19 protein-coding genes are annotated in these 21,865 nt (G+C 73.0%); 10 read left to right on the forward strand and 9 right to left on the reverse strand.

What is annotated here, in order from left to right:
• Window positions 1-59: 59 nt before the first annotated feature.
• The 3 genes from HUN58_RS00575 to treS form a co-directional block, all read right to left on the reverse strand.
• Window positions 60-1,187, reverse strand: a complete 1,128-nt coding sequence (locus tag HUN58_RS00575; protein WP_114849908.1) for a DUF475 domain-containing protein — start codon at window positions 1,185-1,187, stop codon at window positions 60-62.
• Between the two features lie 78 nt (window positions 1,188-1,265).
• Window positions 1,266-1,982 (reverse strand): 3'-5' exonuclease, encoded by a 717-nt coding sequence (locus HUN58_RS00580; protein WP_058740911.1) that lies wholly within the window; start codon window positions 1,980-1,982, stop codon window positions 1,266-1,268.
• Between the two features lie 132 nt (window positions 1,983-2,114).
• Window positions 2,115-3,827, reverse strand: coding sequence for a maltose alpha-D-glucosyltransferase (gene treS, locus HUN58_RS00585; protein ID WP_180225316.1), 1,713 nt, complete (start codon window positions 3,825-3,827; stop codon window positions 2,115-2,117).
• 278 nt (window positions 3,828-4,105) lie between these two features.
• On the opposite strand from treS, the gene HUN58_RS00590 reads away from it, so the two are divergent.
• Together HUN58_RS00590 and HUN58_RS00595 are read left to right on the forward strand one after the other, a co-directional pair.
• A complete protein-coding gene (locus tag HUN58_RS00590) occupies window positions 4,106-5,056 on the forward strand; it encodes an alpha/beta fold hydrolase (protein WP_180225315.1) in 951 nt (316 codons plus the stop codon).
• Window positions 5,057-5,061: 5 nt separating this feature from the next.
• A complete protein-coding gene (locus HUN58_RS00595) occupies window positions 5,062-6,141 on the forward strand; it encodes a glycosyltransferase family 1 protein (RefSeq protein WP_114850117.1) in 1,080 nt (359 codons plus the stop codon).
• Between the two features lie 96 nt (window positions 6,142-6,237).
• On the opposite strand, the gene HUN58_RS00600 is transcribed toward HUN58_RS00595, so the two are convergent.
• The 3 genes from HUN58_RS00600 to HUN58_RS00610 all read right to left on the reverse strand — a co-directional run bounded on the left by HUN58_RS00600 (window position 6,238) and on the right by HUN58_RS00610 (window position 8,648).
• Window positions 6,238-7,065, reverse strand: a complete 828-nt coding sequence (locus tag HUN58_RS00600; protein ID WP_180225314.1) for a hypothetical protein — start codon at window positions 7,063-7,065, stop codon at window positions 6,238-6,240.
• Between the two features lie 114 nt (window positions 7,066-7,179).
• Window positions 7,180-7,818 (reverse strand): histidine phosphatase family protein, encoded by a 639-nt coding sequence (locus tag HUN58_RS00605; protein WP_180225313.1) that lies wholly within the window; start codon window positions 7,816-7,818, stop codon window positions 7,180-7,182.
• Complete coding sequence (locus tag HUN58_RS00610) at window positions 7,815-8,648, reverse strand: Sir2 family NAD-dependent protein deacetylase (protein ID WP_058740909.1); 834 nt, start codon at window positions 8,646-8,648, stop codon at window positions 7,815-7,817. The genes HUN58_RS00605 and HUN58_RS00610 overlap by 4 nt, the downstream gene beginning before the upstream one ends.
• Window positions 8,649-8,722: 74 nt before the next feature.
• On the opposite strand from HUN58_RS00610, the gene HUN58_RS00615 reads away from it, so the two are divergent.
• Complete coding sequence (locus HUN58_RS00615; RefSeq protein WP_180225312.1) at window positions 8,723-9,541, forward strand: RNA methyltransferase; 819 nt, start codon at window positions 8,723-8,725, stop codon at window positions 9,539-9,541.
• Window positions 9,542-9,592: 51 nt separating this feature from the next.
• On the opposite strand, the gene HUN58_RS00620 is transcribed toward HUN58_RS00615, so the two are convergent.
• Both HUN58_RS00620 and HUN58_RS00625 read right to left on the reverse strand, forming a co-directional pair.
• A complete protein-coding gene (locus tag HUN58_RS00620) occupies window positions 9,593-11,113 on the reverse strand; it encodes an AtzH-like domain-containing protein (RefSeq protein WP_180225311.1) in 1,521 nt (506 codons plus the stop codon).
• Window positions 11,110-12,246, reverse strand: coding sequence for an acetamidase/formamidase family protein (locus HUN58_RS00625; RefSeq protein WP_180225310.1), 1,137 nt, complete (start codon window positions 12,244-12,246; stop codon window positions 11,110-11,112). The genes HUN58_RS00620 and HUN58_RS00625 overlap by 4 nt, the downstream gene beginning before the upstream one ends.
• 151 nt (window positions 12,247-12,397) lie before the next feature.
• Here HUN58_RS00625 and HUN58_RS00630 point away from each other — a divergent pair, with 151 nt between their 5' ends.
• Window positions 12,398-13,591, forward strand: a complete 1,194-nt coding sequence (locus HUN58_RS00630) for a D-alanyl-D-alanine carboxypeptidase family protein (protein WP_180225309.1) — start codon at window positions 12,398-12,400, stop codon at window positions 13,589-13,591.
• Between the two features lie 27 nt (window positions 13,592-13,618).
• Window positions 13,619-15,004 carry a serine hydrolase gene (locus HUN58_RS00635; protein WP_180225308.1) on the forward strand — a complete coding sequence of 462 codons (1,386 nt, stop codon included), beginning with the start codon at window positions 13,619-13,621 and terminating at the stop codon, window positions 15,002-15,004.
• 16 nt (window positions 15,005-15,020) lie between these two features.
• Here HUN58_RS00635 and HUN58_RS00640 read toward each other — a convergent pair whose 3' ends face one another.
• Window positions 15,021-15,815, reverse strand: a complete 795-nt coding sequence (locus tag HUN58_RS00640) for an SGNH/GDSL hydrolase family protein (RefSeq protein ID WP_058740883.1) — start codon at window positions 15,813-15,815, stop codon at window positions 15,021-15,023.
• 23 nt (window positions 15,816-15,838) lie between these two features.
• On the opposite strand from HUN58_RS00640, the gene HUN58_RS00645 reads away from it, so the two are divergent.
• The 5 genes from HUN58_RS00645 to HUN58_RS00665 all read left to right on the forward strand — a co-directional run bounded on the left by HUN58_RS00645 (window position 15,839) and on the right by HUN58_RS00665 (window position 21,865).
• Entirely contained in the window at window positions 15,839-16,993 is a 1,155-nt protein-coding gene (locus HUN58_RS00645) for an acyl-CoA dehydrogenase family protein (protein WP_180225307.1), read from the forward strand.
• 58 nt (window positions 16,994-17,051) lie between these two features.
• Entirely contained in the window at window positions 17,052-18,302 is a 1,251-nt protein-coding gene (gene dinB, locus HUN58_RS00650) for a DNA polymerase IV (protein ID WP_180225306.1), read from the forward strand.
• A gap of 119 nt (window positions 18,303-18,421) precedes the next feature.
• On the forward strand, window positions 18,422-20,221 hold the full coding sequence (locus tag HUN58_RS00655; protein ID WP_058740907.1) for a DEAD/DEAH box helicase: 1,800 nt from the start codon (window positions 18,422-18,424) through the stop codon (window positions 20,219-20,221).
• 7 nt (window positions 20,222-20,228) lie between these two features.
• On the forward strand, window positions 20,229-20,438 hold the full coding sequence (locus tag HUN58_RS00660) for a hypothetical protein (protein ID WP_114851209.1): 210 nt from the start codon (window positions 20,229-20,231) through the stop codon (window positions 20,436-20,438).
• Window positions 20,439-20,536: 98 nt separating this feature from the next.
• Window positions 20,537-21,865, forward strand: a complete 1,329-nt coding sequence (locus HUN58_RS00665) for an NAD(P)/FAD-dependent oxidoreductase (protein ID WP_058740879.1) — start codon at window positions 20,537-20,539, stop codon at window positions 21,863-21,865.

Consider the following 21,865-nt stretch of genomic DNA (forward strand, 5'->3'; position numbering starts at 1 on the left):
GTGACCTTTCGTTGGAGCAGTTCGGTGTCGTCCGCGCGGGACCAGTGTCGTCGCGCGGATCAGTGGACGAGCTGGGCGGGTTCCGCCGGCTGCTCGGCCGCGGCCTTGCGGCGGTTCCGGACGACGGAGGAGATGAAGGCGGCGAGGATGAAGACGACGCCGATCAGGCCCGTGACCACCTCGTTGACCTCGGTCGTGATCGTGACGAGCAGGATCACGGCGAGGGCGCCGATCGCCCAGTGCGCGCCGTGGTCGAGGTACTCGAACTCGTCGAGCGTGCCCTGGCGGACGAGGAACACCGTGAGCGAGCGGACGAACATCGCGCCGATGAGGCCGAGGCCCAGGGCGATGATGATCGGGTCCGCGGTGATCGCGAACGCGCCGATCACGCCGTCGAACGAGAACGACGCGTCGATCACCTCGAGGTACAGGAACAGCAGGAACGCCGCACGGCCGGCGACATGCCCGAGGCGGCGCTTCTTCACGATGCGGTCGGCCTCGGCCACCATGTGGTCGGTGCTCTCGAGCGCATCGCCCTCGTCCTCCGGGTCGTCGACGTCGAAGAGCCCGCCGAGTCCGGTGACGAGGAAGTAGGTCACGAGTCCGGCGATGCCGGCGATGAGCACGACGCTCTGGTGGTCGCCCGAGGACACCGCGAAGACGGCGAGCAGCACGAGAGCGACGACGACGTTGACCATCGGGAGCTTGCCGATCACGTGCAGCGGGCGCTCGAGCCACTTGAGCCACAGGATGTCGCGGTCCTCGAACATGAAGTCGAGGAAGATCATCAGCAGGAACATCCCGCCGAAGGCCGCGATCTGCGGGTGCGCCTCGTGCAGCAGGTAGGCGTACGTGCCGGGCTCGTCGATCGGGCCCTTCTCGAGCGCGAGCTGGACGGCCTCGACCGGGTTCAGCTGCGCGGTGATGCCGACGATGAGGAGCGGGAAGAGCACACGCATGCCGAACACCGCGATGACGATGCCCACGGTGAGGAACATCTTCTGCCAGAACGGGCTCATCCGCTCGAGGATGCGCGCGTTCACGACGGCGTTGTCGAAGCTCAGGCTGATCTCGAGCACACCGAGGATGAGCGTGATCACGACGGCGGTCCAGCTGCCGTAGATCAGCGCCGTGGCGAGGGCGAGGACGGTGATCACGAGGGACCACCCGAAGGTCTTCAGGAACACGTGCGGCGGTCTCCCGGTCGGTGCGTCGTCGAGCAGGGGCTGAGGACGTTCGCAGTCGAACGAGCCCCCGCGGCGATGCTACATGCTCGGCGCCGTCCCGCGGTGGGGCCAGCGGCCGTCTGCGGTGAACGCCGGATCGCGCTGCTTCCGCATGTACTCCTGGAACGAGGACGCCTGATCGGCACACCAGCCGACCTGCTTGCGGTGGAGCTCCTCGGCCGAGACGCCGAGCTCCTCCGGGTACTTCGCGGCGATGGCCTGCGCGACCCGACCCGCGGCGACGGCGTCGGCCCCGGCGTCGTGCGCGTCGTCGAGCTGCACGCCGTAGAGCGCCGACGCGGCCTCGAGCGTGCGCTTGCCCTTGCGGTACGTGTCGAGCGCCTTGTCGATCACGAGCGGGTCGACGACGTTGCCGACAACGGGGGAGGGCAGGCCGTGCCGTCGGGCCTCGCGGTCGAGCACCGTGAGGTCGTACGGGGCGTTGTAGATGACGAGCGGGATGCCGCGGGCGAACACGGCCTCGACCGCGGCGATGACCTCGGCCACCACCTCGCCGGCGGGGCGGCCCTCGGCCTGCGCCCGCTCGGTGGTGTAGCCGTGCACCGCGGCGGCGCCCTCGGGGATCGCGATGCCCGGGTCAGCCACCCAGGCGCCCTCGACGATGGACCGCCCGGTCATGTCGATGAGCCCGACGTGCGCGGTGACGATGCGGGCGGTCTCGACGTCGACGCCCGTTGTCTCGAGGTCGAACACGCCGAGTGCGTGCCACCAGGGGCGACCGGAGAGGTCCTGCACCGGGGCGTCCGGAGCGGACGTGTCGGTCACTGCTGCGGAGTACGTCACGTCAGGAGGCTAGCCGGACGCACCGACACGACCGACGCGACCCGCCCGCCGGACCCGACCCGTGCCTCCAGGCCGGTCCGCTCGCTACTGCGTGACCGGCCGTCCGACGTGCAGCCAGTAGAACGACTGCGTCCCCATCGTCAGCGTCACGTTCCCCTCGTCGTCGAACGACGGGAACGACCCGCCGCCGAACAGGTCGTACAGCGGCCGCCCCGCGAACTCCGGGGCCGACACCGTGACGGACGTCGGGTTCGTCGCGAACGAGAACACGCACAGGACGTCCTCGGCGCTCGGCCCGAACTGCTGCCCGGAGCCCTCCCAGGACCGGACGAACGCGAGGACGGAGTCGTTGGACGTCTCCTGAACGTGCAGGCTGCCCATCCCGAACACGGGGTGCGCCTTGCGGACGTGGATGACGTTCCGCACCCAGTGCAGCAGCGAGCGGGACTGCGCGAGCTGCGCCTCGACGTTGACCTGCGCGTAGTTGTAGACGAGCGACTGGACGACCGGGAGGTAGAGCTTGCCCGGGTCGGCGGTCGAGAACCCGGCGTTCCGGTCCGGCGTCCACTGCATGGGCGTGCGCGAGGAGTCGCGGTCCGGCAGCCAGATGTTGTCGCCCATGCCGATCTCGTCGCCGTAGTACAGGAACGGCGAGCCCGGCAGCGAGAACAGCAGCGCGTGGATGAGCTCGAGCTCCGCGCGGGAGTTGTCGAGCAGCGGCGCGAGGCGACGGCGGATGCCGATGTTCGAACGCATCCGCGGGTCGTAGCCGTACCAGCCGTACATCGCCTGGCGGTACTCCTCGCTGACCATCTCGAGCGTCAGCTCGTCGTGGTTCCGGAGGAACACGCCCCACGCGGCCTTCTCCGGGACGTCGAGCGTCTCCGACAGGATCGCCTTGAGCTCGGCGGCGTGCTGGGCGCGCAGCGAGTAGAAGATGCGCGGCATCACCGGGAAGTCGAACGCCATGTGGCACTCGGGCTCCTCGTCGGTACCGAAGAACGCGGCGGTCTCGCGGGGCCACTGGTTCGCCTCGGCCAGGAGCACGCGGCCGGGGTACTCGTCGTCGACCATCGCGCGGAGCTTCTTGATGAACTCGTGCGTCTCCGGCTCGCCCTCGCCGTTGCCGTCCTCGGACTGGAACAGGTACGGGATGGCGTCGAGTCGGAGCCCGTCGACGCCCATGTCGAGCCAGTGCCGGACCACGTCGTAGACGGCCTCGACAACGGCGGGGTTCTCGTAGTTGAGGTCGGGCTGGTGCGAGAAGAACCGGTGGAAGAAGAACTGTCGACGGACCGGGTCGAACGTCCAGTTCGACTCCTCGGTGTCCACGAAGATGATGCGGATGTTCTGGTAGTGCTCGTCGGTGTCGCGCCAGACGTAGAAGTCGCCGAAAGGGCCGTCCGGGTCCTCGCGGGACTGCTGGAACCACTCGTGCTGGTCGCTCGTGTGGTTGAGCACCATGTCGATGACGATGCGCATGTTCCGCTCGTGCGCCTTCGTCACGAGTTCGCGGAAGTCGTCGAGGGTGCCGAACTCCGGCAGGATCGCCTTGTAGTCCTGGATGTCGTAGCCGCCGTCGCGCATCGGCGACTGGAAGAACGGCGGCAGCCACAGGGCGTCGACGCCGAGCCACTGCAGGTAGTCGAGCTTGCCGATGACCCCCTGGATGTCACCGATCCCGTCGCCGTTCGAGTCGACGAACGAGCGGATCATGCACTCGTAGAAGACCGAGCGCTTGTGCCACTGCGGGTCGAGCGTGAGTCCGGGCAGCTGGATCGGGGCCGTGAACGTCAACCGTGCTCCTCGTCGAAGGTCGGCGGGCCGGCGGCGTGGCCCGTCCCCGCCACAGTAGGCGCGCGGCCCTGCGACTGTCCGCGGGTTGCGCGGGTCGTGTTCGGTCGCCTTCCGTCGCGTGCGGTCCGCCGGCCTGGAGGCACGGGGCGCGTCGACGGGGTGGGCTGCGGTCCGGTGCGTGGTCCGGTTCGTCGGGGTGGGCTGCGGTCCGGTGCGTGGTCCGGTTCGTCGGGGTGGGCTGCGGTCCGGGGCGTGGTCCGCTTCGTAGACTGGCCGGGATGCGAGCGCCCGTGATCTCCCCGTACCAGTCGCTGACGGCGTCGACGCCCGTCGTGCACCGCTCCGTCGTGGTCGACGGCCGCACCTCGCACTACTGGGAGTACGGGCCGGCCGACGCGCAGGAGACGGTCCTGGCCGTCCACGGGTTCCGCGGCGACCACCACGGCCTCGAGACGATCGCCGCCCACCTGGTCGGCAAGCGGGTGCTCGTGCCGGACCTGCCCGGCTTCGGGATCTCGGACCCGCTGCCCGTGTCGGACATCGACGGCTACGTCGGTTGGCTCACCGGCTTCCACCGAGCCCTCGGGCTGACGCGGGACACCGTCGTGCTCGGCCACTCCTTCGGCTCGATCGTCACCGCGGCTGCCGTCGCCGCCGGGCTCGGCACCCGGCTGCTCGTCCTCGTGAACCCCATCGCCGCGCCGGCGCTCCAGGGGCCGCGTGCCGTCGCTACCGGCATCGCGATCGGGTACTACCGCGCGGGGGCGCTGCTGCCGCGGCCGCTCGGGCTCGGGCTGCTCCGGAACCGTGCGATCGTCCGGGCGATGAGCGTCGCGATGCTGAAGAGCCACGACCGCGACCTCCGCCGCTGGGTGCACGAGCAGCACGACCGGTACTTCTCGGCGTTCGCGGACCGCACGAGCGTGCTCGAGGCGTTCCGCACCTCGGTCACGCACGACGTGTCGGAGTACGCCGACCGCATCGACGTGCCCGTCCTGCTCGTGGCGGCGGAGCACGACGACATCACCGCGGTGCCCGAGCAACGGGCCCTCGAGGCCCGGCTGCGGGACGCCGAGCTCGTGGTGGTCCCGGGCGTCGGACACCTCGTGCACTACGAGACCCCGGGCGCGGCTGCGGACGCCGTGCTCCGGCGGATGGCCGACCGACCGCGTCGCGCGGGGCACCCGCGGCGGACCGGGTCCGGCCGGGCGGACGGGGCGACCTCGTGACGCGCCTGCGGATCGGCATCGACTGCCGGTACGTCCGCATCGGGCGGCACGACGGCATCAGCCGCTTCACCGCCGGCATCGCGGCGCACCTGCCCGACCGGCACGACGCCGTGCTGCTCGTGCACGACGAACGGCAGCTCGAGTCGCTGCCGTCGGGACTGCCGTGGGAGCTCGTCCCGGCGCCGACCGACGCGGGGGAACCGTTCGTCGCCCGGGTCGTCAACCGGCTCGGCCTGGACGCGGTGTTCTCGCCCATGCAGACCATGGGTTCGCGTGGTCGGCGGTACGCTCTCGTGCTGACCCTGCACGACCTCATCTACTACCGGAACCGCACGCCCCCGCGGGAGTTCTCGTGGCCGATCCGGCTCGGCTGGCGGCTCTTCCACCTCAGCTGGGCACCGCAGCGCTTCCTGCTCGACGGCGCCGACGGCGTGGTCACGGTCTCGCGCACGACCGCCGGCCTGATCGCGGAGCACCGGCTCACGAAGCGCCCGGTCACGGTCGCGTACAACGCGGCGGACCCGGCGGAACCGCGCGACCCGGCGGCCGGGCGGCAGCGCTCCCTCGTCTACATGGGCTCGTACATGCCGTACAAGAACGTCGAGACCCTGGCCGCCGCGCTGCCGCTGCTCGGACCGGACTGGACGCTGCACTGCATGTCCCGGGTGTCCGACGCCGACCGTCGGCGGCTCGAGGGGCTCGCGCCGGCGGACTCGATCGTGTGGCACGACGGTGCGTCCGACGAGGAGTACCTCGCGACGCTGCGGTCCGCGACGGCACTCGTCACGGCGTCCCGCGACGAGGGCTTCGGCATCCCGCTCGTCGAGGCGATGGGTGTCGGCACACCGGTCGCGGTGAGTGACATCCCGATCTTCCGTGAGATCGGCGGCGACGCCGCGGAGTACTTCGACCCGTCGTCGCCCGCGGCCGTCGCCGCCGCCGTCCGTCGGCTCGAGGAGCGCTGGGACACGGCGTCGGCGGCGTCGCTGGAGCAGGCCGCGCGGTTCCGCTGGGCGGACTCCGCCGAGCAGGTCGTGCAGGCCGTCGAACGTGCGGTGGCCGAACGGGCGCGACGCCACGGCTGACGGTCGCCCGAGCCGGGGCACCTCGCCCGGCGTGGTCCGCCGCGCACGGTGCCCGGCGTGGTCCGCTGCGCGCCGTGCCCCGTGGGGTCTGCCGTGTCACCGGTCGGCGGCGGTGACCGTCGCTCCCGGGAAGACGGCGTGCGTCCGCTCCGACGCGGTCGCGACCACGGCGTCGAGCGCTGCTCCGGTCCCGCCGGTCACCACGACGACCCGCTGGAGTGCCGCGTCGTCCGCCGTGCGTTCCGGCCCGGAGGAGCAGCGCACCGCCATCACGCCGCCGATGTCCGCGACCGAGCGGGCGACCTCGAACCGCTGCCGGCTGACGGTGGCGTCCGCGGACACCCCGACGTCGAGCGCCCCGATCCGCGCGATCGCCGTCACCCGGACGCCGTTGCCGCCGGCGTCGGCCGCGGCGGCGCTCAGCCGCGTGACCACGTCGACCTGCTGACCGGGGGAGAGCGCGGTGTCGACCACGACGACCGCGGCCACGTCGTACGCCGCGAAGGCCTGCTTGTCGGTGGTCGGGTCCTGGACCGCCTGCACGCCCGGGACCGCGCTGGCGTCGGCGCGGAACCGGTCGAGGGCCGCCTGCGGCTGCGGGAACACCCCGCCGACGCCGTTCTGCACGCTGCCGACGATGGTCGACAGCACGACGGCGATCACGACGCCGGCGACCACGAACCCGAGCAGCACGAGGGACCCCCGTCGCAGGCGCTGCGCCCCGGTGACCGCGCGGACCGCCGCCGTGTCCGGTCCGAACGCGCGGTCCAGGTCGTCGTCGGAGGCGTGCCGACCCGAGTCAGCGGCGGCGAGCCGACCCGAGGCAGCGGCGGCGTGCCGAGCCGGGACCGCGGCGGCGCGCCGACCGTCGGGCAGGGGGCGTTCGAACCACGGTGGGTCGTCGTCGGTCCGCCTGGCGTCCATGCCGTCCCCCTCACACCGTCCGGGTCGGGCGGCCCGGGAGCCGGCCGTCCGTGCAGCGGAGCGTAGTCCGGCGACGGTCAGGGGGTTGCGGGTTCCGCGGGACGCCGTCGTGGGTCAGCCGCGGCGCTCCAGCGGGTTCTGCTCCGCGAACGATTCGTCGCCGGTCTGCTCGGAGACCTCGTCCAGCGGGTCGTCGAACCGGACGAGCTCGGCTCGGAAGCGCTCGGGGTCCCAGCGGAACGAGTGCACCGACCCGTTGCGGATCGGCGTCGACCAGCGGTCCGCGGTGCCGGGAGCGGCGGCGTTGACGAGTGCACGGATCACCGCGCCGTGCGTCGCGACGACGACCGACCCGGCGTCGAAGCGGACCGCGATCTCGCCGAGGGTCTCGGTGGCGCGGGCGAGCAGGGCGCTCCGCGACTCCCGGCCGGGCACGACGTCGTCCGGGTACCGCTCGACGACCTCGGAGTCGGTCAGGCCCTCGGCTTCGCCGTAGGACCGCTCGGCGAGGCCCGGGTACGCCGAGGGGACGTCGAGCCCGAGGTGGGCGGCGATGATCGACCCGGTCTCGAACGCGCGCGAGAGCGGCGACGCGACGACGGCGTCGAACGACCGGCGCGCGAGGAGCGCCGCGGCCGCGGCCGCCTGGGAACGGCCGGTGTCGTTGAGCGGGATGTCGGTGGAACCCTGGATGCGGCGCTGCGCGTTCCAGTCGGTCTCGCCGTGCCGGACCAGGGTGAGGAGCGTCGTCACCCGTCGATCATCGCAGACGGCAGCAGTCGCGCTGCCAGGGCCTCGAGCGTCTCGGTGGTGCCCCCGTCGATCTTCACCGCTGCTCGCCGGTCACTGCGGGTGGTGCCGCGGTTCACGATGACGACCGGGTGCTTGCGGCGCGTGGCGTGGTCGACCAGGCGGACGCCGGAGTTCACGGTGAGGGACGACCCGACGACCAGCAGCGCATCCGCGTCGGCCACGATCGACACGGCCTCGCGGAACTTCTCGGCCGGCACGAACTCGCCGAAGAACACCACGTCGGGCTTCAGCACCCCGCCGCACACCGAGCAGTCGGGCACGCGGAACCGCTCGACGTCGGTGATCTCGACGTCACCGTCCGGCTGCAGCTCGACGTTCCCGGGTTCGTCGATCCACGGGTTCTCGCGGTCGAGCACGGCGGCGAGATCGGCGCGTGAGAAGACCTGCCCGCACGTCAGGCACACCGCGCGGTCCATCGAGCCGTGGATCTCGACGACCCGGCGCGACCCGGACCGCAGGTGCAGGCCGTCGACGTTCTGCGTGACGACCCCGGTGACGAGCCCCGCTCGCTCGAGCGCGGCGAGGGCGCGGTGCCCGGCGTTCGGACGTGCCGCGGCGAACGAACGCCACCCCAGGTGCGAGCCGGCCCAGTACCGCTGTCGCTTCGCGGCGTCGGAACGGAACTCCTGGAAGGTCATCGGCTTGCGGACCACCCGGCCGTCGCCGCGGTAGTCGGGGATCCCGGAGTCGGTGCTCAGCCCCGCCCCGGACAGCACCGCGATCCGCTTGCCCGCGAGGAGCTCGACCACGCGGTCCAGCTCGGCCTGCATCGGGTCGGTCAGCACGTCGTCCACGGTACCCTCAACAGCCGACCGCCCAGCCGCCTTCCCACGAAACGAGCCCCGTGCACCCCGTCCGCATCGACACCCTCGACGACCCGCGCCTCGACGACTTCGCCCGACTGACCGACGTGGCGCTCCGACGGGTCTCCGAGCCGGAGGGCGGGCTGTACATCGCGGAGTCGAACACGGTGATCGAGCGCGCGGTCCGGGCCGGGCACGTGCCCCGGAGCGTCCTCGTGCAGGAGAAGTGGCTCGACAGCGTGCTGCCCCTGGTGGCGGACCACGAGGGCCCGGTCTTCGTCGGGCCCGACGCCCTGCTCGAGCAGCTGACCGGGTTCGCCATGCACCGGGGCGCCCTCGCCGCGATGCACCGTCCGGAGCTGCCGAGCGTCGCGGACGTCGTGCGGGACGCCCGGCTCGTGGTCGTGCTCGAGGACATCGTCGACCACACGAACGTCGGTGCCGTCTTCCGGAGCGTCGCCGGACTCGGCGCCGACGCGGTGCTCGTCAGCCCGCGCTGCGCCGACCCGCTCTACCGACGGAGCGTCCGGGTCAGCATGGGCACCGTCCTGCAGGTGCCGTGGACCCGCATCGGCGACTGGCCCGCGGCGGGCGACGACCTCCGCGCGCAGGGGTTCCACCTCGCCGCGATGGCGCTCACCGACCGCTCGGTGGACCTGGACGCCTTCGTGCAGGACATCCCCGAGCGGATCGCGCTCGTGATGGGCACCGAGGGCCAGGGCCTCACGCCCGCCGCGATCGCCGCAGCCGACACGACCGTCCGGATCCCGATGGCGCACGGCGTCGACTCGCTCAACGTGGCTGCGGCGAGCGCCGTCGGCCTGTGGGCGGTCGCCCACGCGCAGCGGGCGGCCCGCTAGGCACCGATCCGGTCGGCGGGCAGCAGCACCGGCCGGGAGGATCGTGGCGGGTCAGGCGGGCAGCCACCGTCCGACGGCGGTCACCAGGGCGCGGTCCGTGTCCGGCCCGCCGGTCAGGCACCCCCCGACGGGCGCGCCGTCCACGGTGAGCACCGGCGCGCTCACCGACGGGAGGCCGCCGACGCTCGCGAGCGCGGTCATCGCGGTCGTCGCCGTCCGGACCCGCTCGAGCTCGACCGCGTCGGCGGCGAGCGCGGGAGCCGGGCCGGGCACGGTCGGCGCCAGGAACGCGCGGTAGTGCAGCGCCTCGCGGATCGCGGCCCGGACGACGGGGAACCGCTCGCGCGCCGCCGCCACCTGGTCGGCCGGAGCGGCGGCGGCCGCGGCGAACCGTCCACCGACGACGGCGCCGAGCGCTCCCGGGTGTGCGGCGATCCAGTCGCCGTGCACGGCCGTGGCCTCGGCGCCCTGCACCAGCCGGAGCAGCTCGCGCAGCTCGTCGAGTCCGGGGAGTCCGAGCGCGGCGAGGGAGGTCTCCGGCACGTCGGGCCCGACCGCGGCGCGGAAGGCCTCCCGCGTCGCCGGGTCCGCGGCGTCGAGCAGGTCCGTCAGGACCACCGGGTCGCCGACCGGCTGTCGGGCGGTGTCGTCCGGCACCGAGGCGTCGAGCGCGCGGAGGAGCGTGTCGGCGTCCCGCGTCAGCCATCCGACGGTGTCGAACGACGGCGCGAGGGGCAGGAGTCCGGCCCGGTCGACGAGCCCGTGCGTCGTGCGGAGGCCCCACAGCCCCTGGTAGGACGCCGGGACCCGGATCGAGCCGGCCGTGTCGGTGCCCAGTCCGATGCCGGCCGTCCCGGAACGGACGGCCGACGCTGAGCCGCTGGACGATCCTCCCGGTACGGCGGTCGGGACCGCCCCGTTGGGTGGGGTGCCGTGGTGTTCGTTGCGTCCCGTGAGCGCGTAGGCGAACTCGTCGGTCCGCGCGATGCCGCGGATCGACGCGCCGGCGGCGAGGAGCGCCGCGACGGCGGCCGCTGCCGTCGCGGCGGGGACCGACTCCCGCAGGTACGTGGGGTTCCCGGCACCGACGGGGTGCCCGGGGACGGCGTAGAGGTCCTTCACGGCGACGGTCTCGCCGTCGAGCGGGCCGGTCCCGGTCGGGGCGACGAGCGGGTCGCCGAGCACGCGCCAGACCGTGGTGTCGAACGCCCGCGGGCGTCCGGTGACGTGCGCCGCCTCGATCCGCCACGTGCCGTCCTGGCGGCGCCACAGCTGGGTCTGCAGGCCGGAGCCGCCCGCGTCGAAGGTGGACACGGCGACGACCAGGGCGAGGTCGTCGGCGAGCGCTCGGACCTCGACCCGGGTCAGGGTCCGGCTCGCGACCCCACCGCGCGCGCCGCGGAAGGCGCTGATCGCGTCGTGGCCGACGAGCAGACCGCGGTCGTCGCCGCGCAGGGTCGTGGGGGAGCGGACGAAGGCGTCGTCGAGCGCGGCGAGGTCGTCGGTGGCGAGGGCGCGCTCGTAGGCGTCCAGGGCCTCGAGGAGCCCGGCCGGGGCGTCCGGCCCGCTCACCGGACGTCCTCGAAGTCGGCCTTGCGGATGCGGGCGTGCGCCCCCGTGACGAGGTCGACCACCTGCGAGACGTTGAAGTCGGTCGCGGCGCTGAGGTACGCGTACGCCAGGTGCGGCTCCATGCCGTAGCGGGCGCCGAGGATCGCGATCGCGTGCCGGACGCAGGCCCGGACGGCCTCGTCGAGGTCGGGGTCCATGCCGGTCGGGACGAGGAACTCGTGCGTCTCGACGAGCGGCCACACGAGGTCGCCGAACCGCTGGACTGCCTCGGCAGCGGGCGTCAGGTCGAAGCGCAGCGTCGCCCGGAGCGAGGCCTCCATCGCCGTGAGCGCGACCTCGCCGTCCCCCTGCGCGAAGTGCGGGTCGCCGACGTACACCGACGCGCCCGGCACGAGCACGGGCAGGTGCAGCTGGGCTCCGGCCTGCAGCAGGTTGACGTCGACGTTCCCGCCGTGCCGCCCCGGTGGGACCGAGTGGAGCCGTTCGCCCGGGGTCGCGACACCGGTGATGCCGAGGAACGGGGCGAGCGGGAAGCGGGCGTACCGGTCGCGGGACTCGGTGAGCGGGATGCGGCCGAGCAGCCCGTCCGGTCCGGGGACGACGTCCGCGAAGACGCTCACGGTCGTGCCGTCGACCGGGTACTCGCCGTGCAGCGCGCCGCGGCCGTGCCGGTTCGACACGACCCCGTACGGGACCCGGGGCAGCGTCTCGAGCACCGTGACGGTCAGGACGTCCCCGGGCTCTGCGCCCTCGACCGCGATCGGGCCGGTGACCACGTGCGGTCCGTCGTGCTCCGGGTCGCGGCGAGCGGCACGGGCCACGGCGACCGCGTCGTCGAGGACGTGCTCGCGGGGCACGCCGTGCCGGGCGAAGAACGCCACCGGGTCGCTGCCCTGGTCCGGCAGGAGCCCCTCGTGGCTGAGCGTGTCGATCGTCACCTCGGCACCGGACGGCACCGTCATCACCGGGCGGTCGGCGTCGCTCGGCAGGCGTCCCCACAGCGCCTGCTCCGGGTCGACCGGCAGGTACCGGTCGGAGCGGACCGGACCCGTGCCCGGTTGCAGGACAGACACGGTGGGGGCGGACGAGGACGGCGGCACGGGCGCGGTGCCCGGGGTGGATCCGTGGAGCATGTCCGTCACGGTAGGGGGCGTCCGGGGCCGCACCGGGCCGTCCCGCCGATGTTTTACACGTTCGTCACACGCGGCACCCGGTCACGCCCCGGTACGCTCCTGTGCCGTGCCAGCAGTCGTCCGTCGCCCCCGCTCCGCCATCAGGAGGCCCGTGACGATCACCGTCGTCGCCGTCCTCGTGCTCGTCGTCGGGTTCCTCGTCGCGGCGGCCGTCGTGCCGTTCGCCCCGGCGAGCGCGCGGACCACGACGTACGCCGCCCCGACCTCGACGCTGCCGGCGCTGTCCTTCCCGGGCTACGGCGCGACCGCGGTCGAGGCCACCGACTTCCCGGAGAGCCTGCGGACGAGCGGGGACCGCAGGGCCCGGTCGATCGCGAGCATCTCGAAGGTCGTGACCGCGCTCGTCGTCCTCGACGCGAAGCCGCTCCGACAGGGCCAGGCGGGACCGACGATCACGTTCGACGCGCAGATGCAGGGGCTCTACGCGACCTACGCTGCGCAGAACGGCGAGGTCGCCCCGATGCCCGCGGGGCTGCAGCTGTCGCAGTACCAGACCATGCAGGTCATGCTCATGAAGTCCGCGAACAACTACGCCGGCGCGCTCGCACTCTGGGCGTTCGGCTCGATGGACGCCTACCAGCGCGCCGCGACGACCTGGCTGCACGCGCACGGGCTCGACGACACCACGATCCACGAGCCGACGGGCCTGGACGCGGGCAACACCTCGACCGCGACCGACCTCGTCGACCTCGGGCAGCTCGCACTCGCGGACCCCGTGGTCAAGGAGATCGTCGGCACCGCGCAGGCCACGGTCCCTGGCGCCGGGCAGATCGAGAACTCGAACAAGCTGCTCGGGATGGACGGCGTCGAGGGCATCAAGACCGGAACGCTCGACCAGGCCGGCGCCTGCCTGCTGTTCGCCGCCACCTACGAGCGGGGCGGCCGGACCGTCACGGTCGTCGGGGCGATGCTCGGCGGGGTCGACCACGACTCGCTCGACGTCGACGTGCAGCGGCTCCTGCGCTCGGTCGCCGACAACTTCCAGGTCGTCACCCTGACGCACGCCGGGCAGACGTTCGGGACGTTCTCGACGCCGTGGCGGGACGAGGCCGACGCCGTCTCGGCGAAGGCGGCCGAGGTCCTGGTCTGGGGACGGACCACCGTGACCGCGAAGACCACGCTCGAGCAGCTCACCTTCGGCGCTGCGGGGGATCGGGTCGGGCGTGTGCGCTTCACGATCTCCGACCACGACCCGGTGACCGTGCCGCTCGTCCTCGAGCGCGGGATCGAGGACCCCGGCGTCTGGTGGCGCTGGACGAACCCGTTCCAGGGCACCGCCGCCTGACCCCGAGCACCGCGTAGTGTCGGCGGGGTGACGACGACGTTCCCCCGGTCCACCCCGTCCGCCCTCGGCATCGACGCACGCGGGGTGTCCGCGTTCCTCGACGCCCTCGAGTCCACGCCGGGTGTGGAACCCCACTCGTTCCAGCTGCTCCGGCACGGGCAGCTCGCCGCCGAGGGCTGGTGGGCGCCGTACGCCCCCGACCGGGTGCACCTGCTCTACTCGCTGAGCAAGAGCTTCACCGCCGCCGCCGTCGGCACCGCGGTCCGGGCCGGCCTGGTCGACCTCGACGCCACGGTCCTCTCGTACTTCCCCGAGCTCGACGCCGACGTCACCGACGAGCGCAGCCGGCGCATCCGCGTGCGGCACCTGCTCGCGATGGCGTCCGGGCACCGCGAGGAGGCCCTCGAGCGCGCCCGCGCCGCCGACCCGACGAACCTCGTCCGCGGGTTCCTCCTGACGCCCCCGGACGAGGAGCCCGGCAGCGTCTTCGCCTACAACCAGCCCTGCACCTACACGCTCGCGGCGATCGTCCGACGCGTGACCGGCGGTTCCCTGGTCGACTGGCTCCGCCCGCACGTCCTCGAACCCCTCGGGATCGACGACCTCGCCTGGAAGACCGACGAGACCGGCGCCGAGCTCGGCTTCAGTGGCTGCTACGCCCCGACCTCGGCCGTCGCCGCACTCGGGCAGCTGTACCTGCAGCGGGGCGTGTGGGACGGCCAGCGCATCCTCGACGAGGACTGGGTCGCCGCCGCGACGAGCACGCAGGTCGCGAACCCGGACGAGGAGAACGTCGACTGGCGACAGGGCTACGGCTTCCAGTTCTGGATGGCCCGGCACGGCTTCCGCGGCGACGGCGCGTACGGCCAGTTCTGCGTCGTCCTGCCCGAGCAGGACGTCGTCCTCGCCATGACCGGGCAGAGCACCGACATGCAGGCCGTCCTCGACGCGGCCTGGCAGCACCTGCTGCCCGCCGTCGGTGCTGTGGACACAGACGCTGCGGACACCGACGTGGCAGCGGACACCGCCCTGGAGGCACGGCTCGCCTCCCTGGGGCTGCCGCCCGTCGACGGGGTGGAGCTGCACGACGACGCGAACGCGTCCTACGCGGCGACCGGCGTCGCCGACGGGGTGCGTCTCGCCCGCTCGGGCGACGGCTGGCGCGTCACGGTGGAGGTCGACGGCGGCACGCTGACGTGCCCGGTCGGCCAGGGCGCGTGGGCGGTCGAGGGTCCGCTCGCCGCGAGCGGGGCCCGCCGACGCGAGGGGGTCGTCGCCGTCGACGTCCGCTTCGTCGAGAGCCCGCATCTGCTCGGCCTCCGGCTCGACACCGGCACCGGTACGGCGACCTCGGCCTGGGCGACGCAGCCGTTGCACGACGGACCGCTGACGCTCCGGCGCCCGGCCGACTGATCGGCCGTCGCCCGCGCTAGGGCGTGTCGGAGCGGTGCTCGACGACGTCCTGCAGCTCCGGGCGCTTCGGGGAGACGCCGTCGCCGGAGGACGTGTGCCGGATCCGGCGCACCACCCACGGCACGAGGTACTCCCGCGCCCACCCGAGGTCCTCGACGCGGGCCTCGCGCCACGGTCGGGCCTCGAGCGGCTCCGGCACGAACGGCTCCAGCCCGTGGTCGACGCCCAGGGTGTCGAGCACGGCCGCGGCGACGGTGGCGTGGCCCGTGGGGGAGTGGTGCAACCGGTCCGGCGCCCACATCCGCGGGTCCCGCAGCACCCGGAGCGCCCACATGTCGGCGACGAGCGCCCCGTGCTTCAGCGCGATGGCGTGCAGGTTCTCGTTGTAGATCGCCGTCTTGCCGCGGACCATCCCGAGCACCGGGGTCATGCCGACGTCCGGGCCGGTGAACAGCACGACCGTCGCACCGTCGCTCCGGAGCCGCTCGACCATGCCGTCGAACCGCTCGGCGAGCTCGTCGGGGTCCGACCCCGGTCGGATGATGTCGTTGCCGCCGGCCGAGACCGTGACGAGGTCCGGCCGGAGCGCCAGGGCGGGCTCGACCTGCTCGTCGACGATCTGGCCGAGGAGCCGACCGCGGATCGCGATGTTCGCGTACGCGAAGTCGTCGGTGCGGTGCGCGAGGACCTCGGCGACCCGGTCGGCCCAGCCGCGGTTGCCGCCGGGCACGGTCGGGTCGGGGTCCCCGATGCCCTCGGTGAACGAGTCACCGATCGCGACGTACCTGGACCACGGATGACGATCTGACACGTCCCGAACCGTAGTCTCGTGCCATGACGAAGGCCAACCCCGCCTGGAGCCTGCCCGAGGACCTGCTCGCCCGGATCGCGGCGCGGGCGCCCGGGTACGACGCGGACAACGCCTTCTGCGCCGAGGACCTGGACGAGCTCCGTGCCGCCGGGTGGCTGCGGATCGGGGTGCCCGTCGAGCAGGGCGGCTCCGGGCTCGGCCTCGCCGCGACGGCGCGGTTGCAGCAGGAGCTCGCGCAGGCCGCACCGGCGACCGCGCTCGGGCTGGGGATGCACCAGGTCTGGGTGCAGGCGGCCCGCAGCGTGTCCGCACAGGGTGGGTCGTTCCTCCAGGCCGTCACCGACCACGCGGCGGACGACCGGCTGCTCGCGTTCGGGGTGAGCGAACCCGGCAACGACGCCGTCCTGTTCGACTCGTCGACGACGGCGGAGCCGGACGGCGACGGGGGCTACCGCTTCACCGGGACGAAGGTGTCGACGTCGCTCGCGCCGGCGTGGGACGTGCTGAGCGTGTTCGGGAAGGACACCAGCGGGCCGGAGCCGCGGCTGGTGCACGGATTCGTGCTCCGCTCCGACGGCGACGTCGAGCACCTCGACGACTGGGACACGCTCGGGATGCGCGCGACGCAGAGCCGGACCACCCGGCTGCTCGGCGTGCACGTGCCCGCGGAGCGCATCGTGCGGTCGCTGCCGGTCGGCCCGACGAACGACCCGCTCGTGTTCGGGATCTTCGCCGCGTTCGAGCTGCTCGTGGCGTCGGTGTACGTCGGGATCGCCTCGCGCGCGGTGGACCTGGCGGTCACGGCGGTGTCCGGTCGCGCGGGGCGGGACGAGGTCCCGCGGTCGCAGGACCCGGACGTCCGTCGGACGATCGCGGACCTGCGCGGCGCCGTCGACGCCGTGGCGCTGCAGGTCGGGTCGCTCGCCCGGTCGGTGGACGAGGGCGAGGACCTGGGCGCGCGGTGGTTCCCCCTGCTCGTCGGGACCAAGGCGCGGACGGTCGACGCGGCGCAGCACGTGGTGGACGAGGCGATGCGCGTCGTCGGCGGGCGGGCGTACGCGGCGGACTCGGAGCTGGCTCGGCTCGCCCGGGACGTCCGGGCCGGGCAGTACCACCCGTCCACGCGGGACTCCGCAGCGCGGACGATCGCGGCGGCGGAGCTCGGCCCGCTCGCGTAGCGGCGCCGGCGCGCGGCGGCCGGTCGTCGGTGTCGGTGGGGCGTGGCATCATCGGCGCGTGAGCAAGCAGGACGGACGCAACCGGCTCGTCTCGGACCGTCCCGTGGACGACCTGACGGCGACGGTGCTGCACGTCGACATGGACGCCTTCTTCGCGTCCGTCGAACTGCTCGACCGTCCCGACCTGCGCGGCCTGCCCGTGATCGTCGGCCACGACTCCGACCGGTCCGTCGTCACCGCGGCCACGTACGAGGCCCGGAGGTACGGCGTGAACTCCGCGATGCCGATGGCCGTCGCCAAGCGCCGCTGCCCGAACGCGATCATCGTCGAGCCGCACTTCGAGAAGTACACGGCGAAGTCCGCCGCCGTGATGCGCGTGTTCGAGAGCTTCACGCCCCGCGTCGAGAAGCTCGGCATCGACGAGGCGTTCCTCGACGTCGCCGGAGCGCTCCGGCTCTCCGGCACCCCGTGGGAGATCGGTCGGGCGATCCGCGCCGCGGTCCTCGCCGAGACCGGGCTGCACTGCTCGGTGGGCGCAGCCTCGACCAAGTTCGTCGCGAAGCTCGCGTCCAGCCGGGCGAAGCCGGACGGGCTCCTCGTCGTCCCGGCCGAGCACACCGTCGCGTTCCTGCACCCGCAGCCCGTCTCCGCGCTGTGGGGCGTCGGCGGCACCACGCAGGAGAAGCTCGAGCGGCGCGGCATCCGCACGGTCGGCGACCTCGCGCACACCCCGCTGCCCTCCCTCGTCGCGGCACTCGGACCCGCCGGCGGCCAGCGCCTGCACGACCTGTCGTGGGGGCGTGACCCGCGGGTCGTCGACACCGGCGTCAGCGAGAAGTCGATCGGGCACGAGACCACGTTCGGCCACGACCTCACCGAACGCGACGACGTCGCCCGCGAGCTCCTGCGCCTGGCCGACAAGGTGGCCGTCCGGCTCCGGCTCGCCGACGTGCAGGCCCGCACCGTGGCGCTCAAGGTCCGGTACACCGACTTCAGCACGCTGACCCGGTCGCGCACCCTCGCCGAGCCCACCGACGTCGCCAAGCGGCTGCACCACGAGGCCGTCGAGCTCTACGACGTGCTGCACCGGCCGGGCAACCGGATCCGGCTCATCGGCGTCCGCGGCGAGAACCTCGTGCCCGCCGCCGCGAGCAACGCGCTGTGGGACGACGACGCGCCGTGGCGAGACACCGAGACCACGGTGGACGCCGTCGCCGCACGCTTTGGCGCGGGCGTGCTCCGGCCCGCCTCGCTCGTCCGCGGCACGCCCGAGCAGCGGCCCCCGCACGCCCGGCAGGACCCCGCGTGACGGTAGACTCGCGTGAAGTGAGCGCAGCGGAGTACGACGACCAGCAGCAGCCCGCGACACTGTGGGGCGACACCCCCGAGACCGTCGCGGACGGCGCCGTCCGCCCGCACGAAGACGCCGTGGCCCAGGCCGAGAACGCCGGCAACGCGGCCGCCGAGCACCTGTCGCCGGCGTTCCCCGAGCGGGCCGCGTGGGGCACTGCGTCCAAGCTCCGCGCCTGGCAGGTCGAGGCCCTCACGAAGTACTTCGAGAAGGAGCCGCGCGACTTCCTCGCAGCCGCGACCCCGGGCGCCGGCAAGACCACGTTCGCGCTCCGGCTCGCGACCGAGCTCCTCGCCCGCGGCACGATCGACCGGATCATCGTCGTCGCGCCGACCGAGCACCTCAAGCGGCAGTGGGCCGACTCCGCCGACCGCGTGGGCATCCGGCTCGACCCGATGTTCAAGAACGGCGACGGCATGTTCGGCCGGCACTACCAGGGCGTCGCGATCACGTACGCCCAGGTCGGCATGAACCCCGAGGTCCACCAGCGCATCACCGCAGGCGGGAAGACCCTGGTCATCCTCGACGAGGTGCACCACGGCGGCGACGCACTGACCTGGGGTGACGGCATCCGCGAGGCGTTCACGAAGGCCACGCGCCGACTGTCGCTCTCCGGGACGCCGTTCCGCTCGGACACCGCCCCGATCCCGTTCGTGCAGTACGCCCCCGACGAGCAGGGCATCCGCACCTCGGTCTCCGACTACAACTACGGCTACGGCCGCGCGCTCAAGGACGGCGTCGTCCGACCGGTGCTCTTCATGGCCTACGCCGGCCAGATGCGCTGGAAGACCCGGATGGGCGACGAGATGTCGGCCTCGCTCGGTGAGCAGGTGACGAAGGACATCACGGCGCAGGCGTGGCGCACGGCGCTCTCCCCGGAGGGCGAGTGGATGCCGGCCGTGCTGTCCGCCGCCGACAAGCGTCTGACCGAGGTCCGCCGAGGTGTCCCGGACGCCGGCGGGCTCGTCATCGCCACCGACACCACGACGGCTCGTGCCTACGCCCGCATCCTGCAGCGCATCACGGGGGAACGACCGACGGTCGTGCTCTCGGACGAGGCCGCCGGGTCCAGCCGCATCCAGGCCTTCTCCGAGGACACCTCGCGCTGGATGGTCGCCGTCCGCATGGTGTCCGAGGGCGTCGACGTCCCCCGGCTCTGCGTCGGCGTCTACGCCACGAGCGCGAGCACCCCGCTGTTCTTCGCGCAGGTGATCGGCCGATTCGTGCGCGCCCGTCGCCGTGGGGAGACCGCGAGCGTCTTCCTGCCGAGCGTGCCGAACCTGATGGCCCTGGCCGCCACCCTCGAGCTCGAACGCGACCACGCGCTCGACCGCCCGAAGGACGCCGACGACGGGATGTACAACCCCGAGGACGCGATGGTCGCCGAGGCCAACAAGGAGGACCGCGCGTCGGAGAGCCTGCTCGAGGTGCAGCCCTTCCAGGCGCTCGACTCGCAGGCCTCGTTCGACCGTGTCCTCTACGACGGCGGCGAGTTCGGCACCGGTGGCGAGGTCGGTTCGCTCGAGGAACTCGACTTCATCGGCATCCCCGGGCTGCTCGAGCCCGACCAGGTGCGCGACCTGCTCCGCGCCCGCCAGGCGACCCAGGCCAAGCGGTCCCGCGGTCGTGCGGTGAAGGACGGCCTGCCGAAGCAGCAGCCCGCGGCGGACCGCCCGATGTACCAGACGCTCAAGGAACAACGGACCGAGCTCGCCCGGCTGGTGTCGATCTGGTCCCGGCACGCCAACGAACCGCACGGCGCGATCCACGCCGAGCTCCGACGCATCAGCGGCGGCCCGGCCGTCGCGCAGGCGAGCGTCGAGCAGATCCAGAAGCGCATCGACGTCCTGCGCTCCCGCATCGGCAACCGACGCTGAGCCGCTCGTGATCGAGCAGGTCGACGACCGCACCTGGTACGTCCGACGCACCCCCGAGTCCTCACCCGAGGCGATCATCGACCGCTTCGGCGGCGGCTACCGACTCCGCCGGTTCTCGCTCACGGAGTCCCGCCGCACCCCGCACGGTGTGTACACCGGGCCGGAGCTCGCCGAGACCGCGTGGTGGCGACTGCAGGACCGTCCACGCGGACGGTGACCGGTGCACCGACGGACCGCGGACACCCGCCGTGCCGTCGCCGGATCGCGCGGCGCGGCTTGGTGACGCGACCAGGCTTCTTCCGGTAGACCGGACGCATGGCAGACTCCATCCCCCACGTCCTCGTCCTCGGCGGCGGCTCCGCCGGCTACACCACGGTCAAGCAGCTGCAGAAGCACGCGGCGACCGTGCCGATGCGCATCACGCTGGTGGACCAGAACACGTACTACACGTACCTGCCGTTCCTGCCGGAGGTCGCCGGCGGTCACATCGCGCCGAAGGACGTCACCTTCGAGCTGCGCCGCGCGCTCAAGAAGACCCGCGTCATCCAGGGCAAGGTCACCGGCATCTCGTCGAAGGACAAGACCGTGTCGATCGCCACGGCCGGTGGTGACGACCGCACCCTCGGCTACGATCAGCTCGTCGTCGCGCTCGGCTCCGTCACCCGCACGTTCCCGACGCCGGGGCTCGAGGAGTACGGCGTCGGCTTCAAGACCGTCGAAGAAGCCGCCTACGTCCGCGCGAAGCTCCTCGACAACATCGCGAAGGCCGCTGCCACGCGAGACGAGGACGAGCGCCGCCGTCTGCTCACGAGCATCTTCGTCGGCGGTGGCTACACCGGGGTCGAGGCCATCGGCGAGCTCTTCGACGTGTCGCAGGCCGCCATCAAGACCTACCCGTCGCTCGCCGGCGAGCAGCCCCGCTGGGTGCTCATCGACGCGCTCGACCGCGTGGCGCCCGAGGTCGGCCCGGAGCTGTCGAAGTGGACCCTCGAGTCGCTCCGCGCCCGCGGCATCGACGTCCGCCTGAAGACCACCATGCCGAGCTGCGAGGGCGGCGTCGTCAAGCTCTCCGACGGCGACGAGTTCGCGACCGGACTGCTCGTCTGGACCGCCGGCGTCAAGCCGAACCCGCTCCTCGACGCCTCGGACCTGCCCCGCGGCCCGAAGGGGCACCTCGCCGCGAACGCGAAGCTCCAGGTCGAAGCCGAGGACACGCACGAGGTCGTCCCGGGCGTCTGGGGCCTCGGTGACGTCGCCCAGGTCCCCGACCTGACCGCCGAGAAGCAGCCGGCGTACTACCCGCCGAACGCGCAGAACGCCGTCCGCCAGGCCGTCGTCGCCGCCGACAACGTGGTCGCCACGATCACCGGCAAGCCGCTCGAGGAGTACCGCCACCCGTCGATCGGCACCGTCGCCTCGTACGGCGTCGGCAAGGGCGCCGCGAACATCAAGGGCGTCAAGATGACGAACCTGCTCGCCTGGCTCGCCCACCGCTCCTACCACGTCTACGCGATGCCGACCCTGAACCGGAAGGCGCGCATCGTCATCGGTTGGGTCACCGGTGCGGTGTCCGGTCGCGACGCGACCTCGCTGATCAAGGAGACGGACCCCCGCCGCAACTTCGTCGAGGCGTCCAAGTCCTAG

This window comes from Curtobacterium sp. Csp1, assembly GCF_013347185.1.

Excerpts from the sequence above, each read along its gene's own strand:
- HUN58_RS00645 (WP_180225307.1), top strand. The coding sequence starts at position 15,839 with ATGACGAAGGCCAACCCCGCCTGGAGCCTGCCCGAGGACCTGCTCGCC.
- HUN58_RS00590 (WP_180225315.1), top strand. The coding sequence starts at position 4,106 with ATGCGAGCGCCCGTGATCTCCCCGTACCAGTCGCTGACGGCGTCGACG.
- HUN58_RS00665 (WP_058740879.1), top strand. The coding sequence starts at position 20,537 with ATGGCAGACTCCATCCCCCACGTCCTCGTCCTCGGCGGCGGCTCCGCC.
- HUN58_RS00625 (WP_180225310.1), bottom strand. The coding sequence starts at position 12,246 with ATGCTCCACGGATCCACCCCGGGCACCGCGCCCGTGCCGCCGTCCTCG.
- HUN58_RS00610 (WP_058740909.1), bottom strand. The coding sequence starts at position 8,648 with ATGCAGGCCGAGCTGGACCGCGTGGTCGAGCTCCTCGCGGGCAAGCGG.
- HUN58_RS00600 (WP_180225314.1), bottom strand. The coding sequence starts at position 7,065 with ATGGACGCCAGGCGGACCGACGACGACCCACCGTGGTTCGAACGCCCC.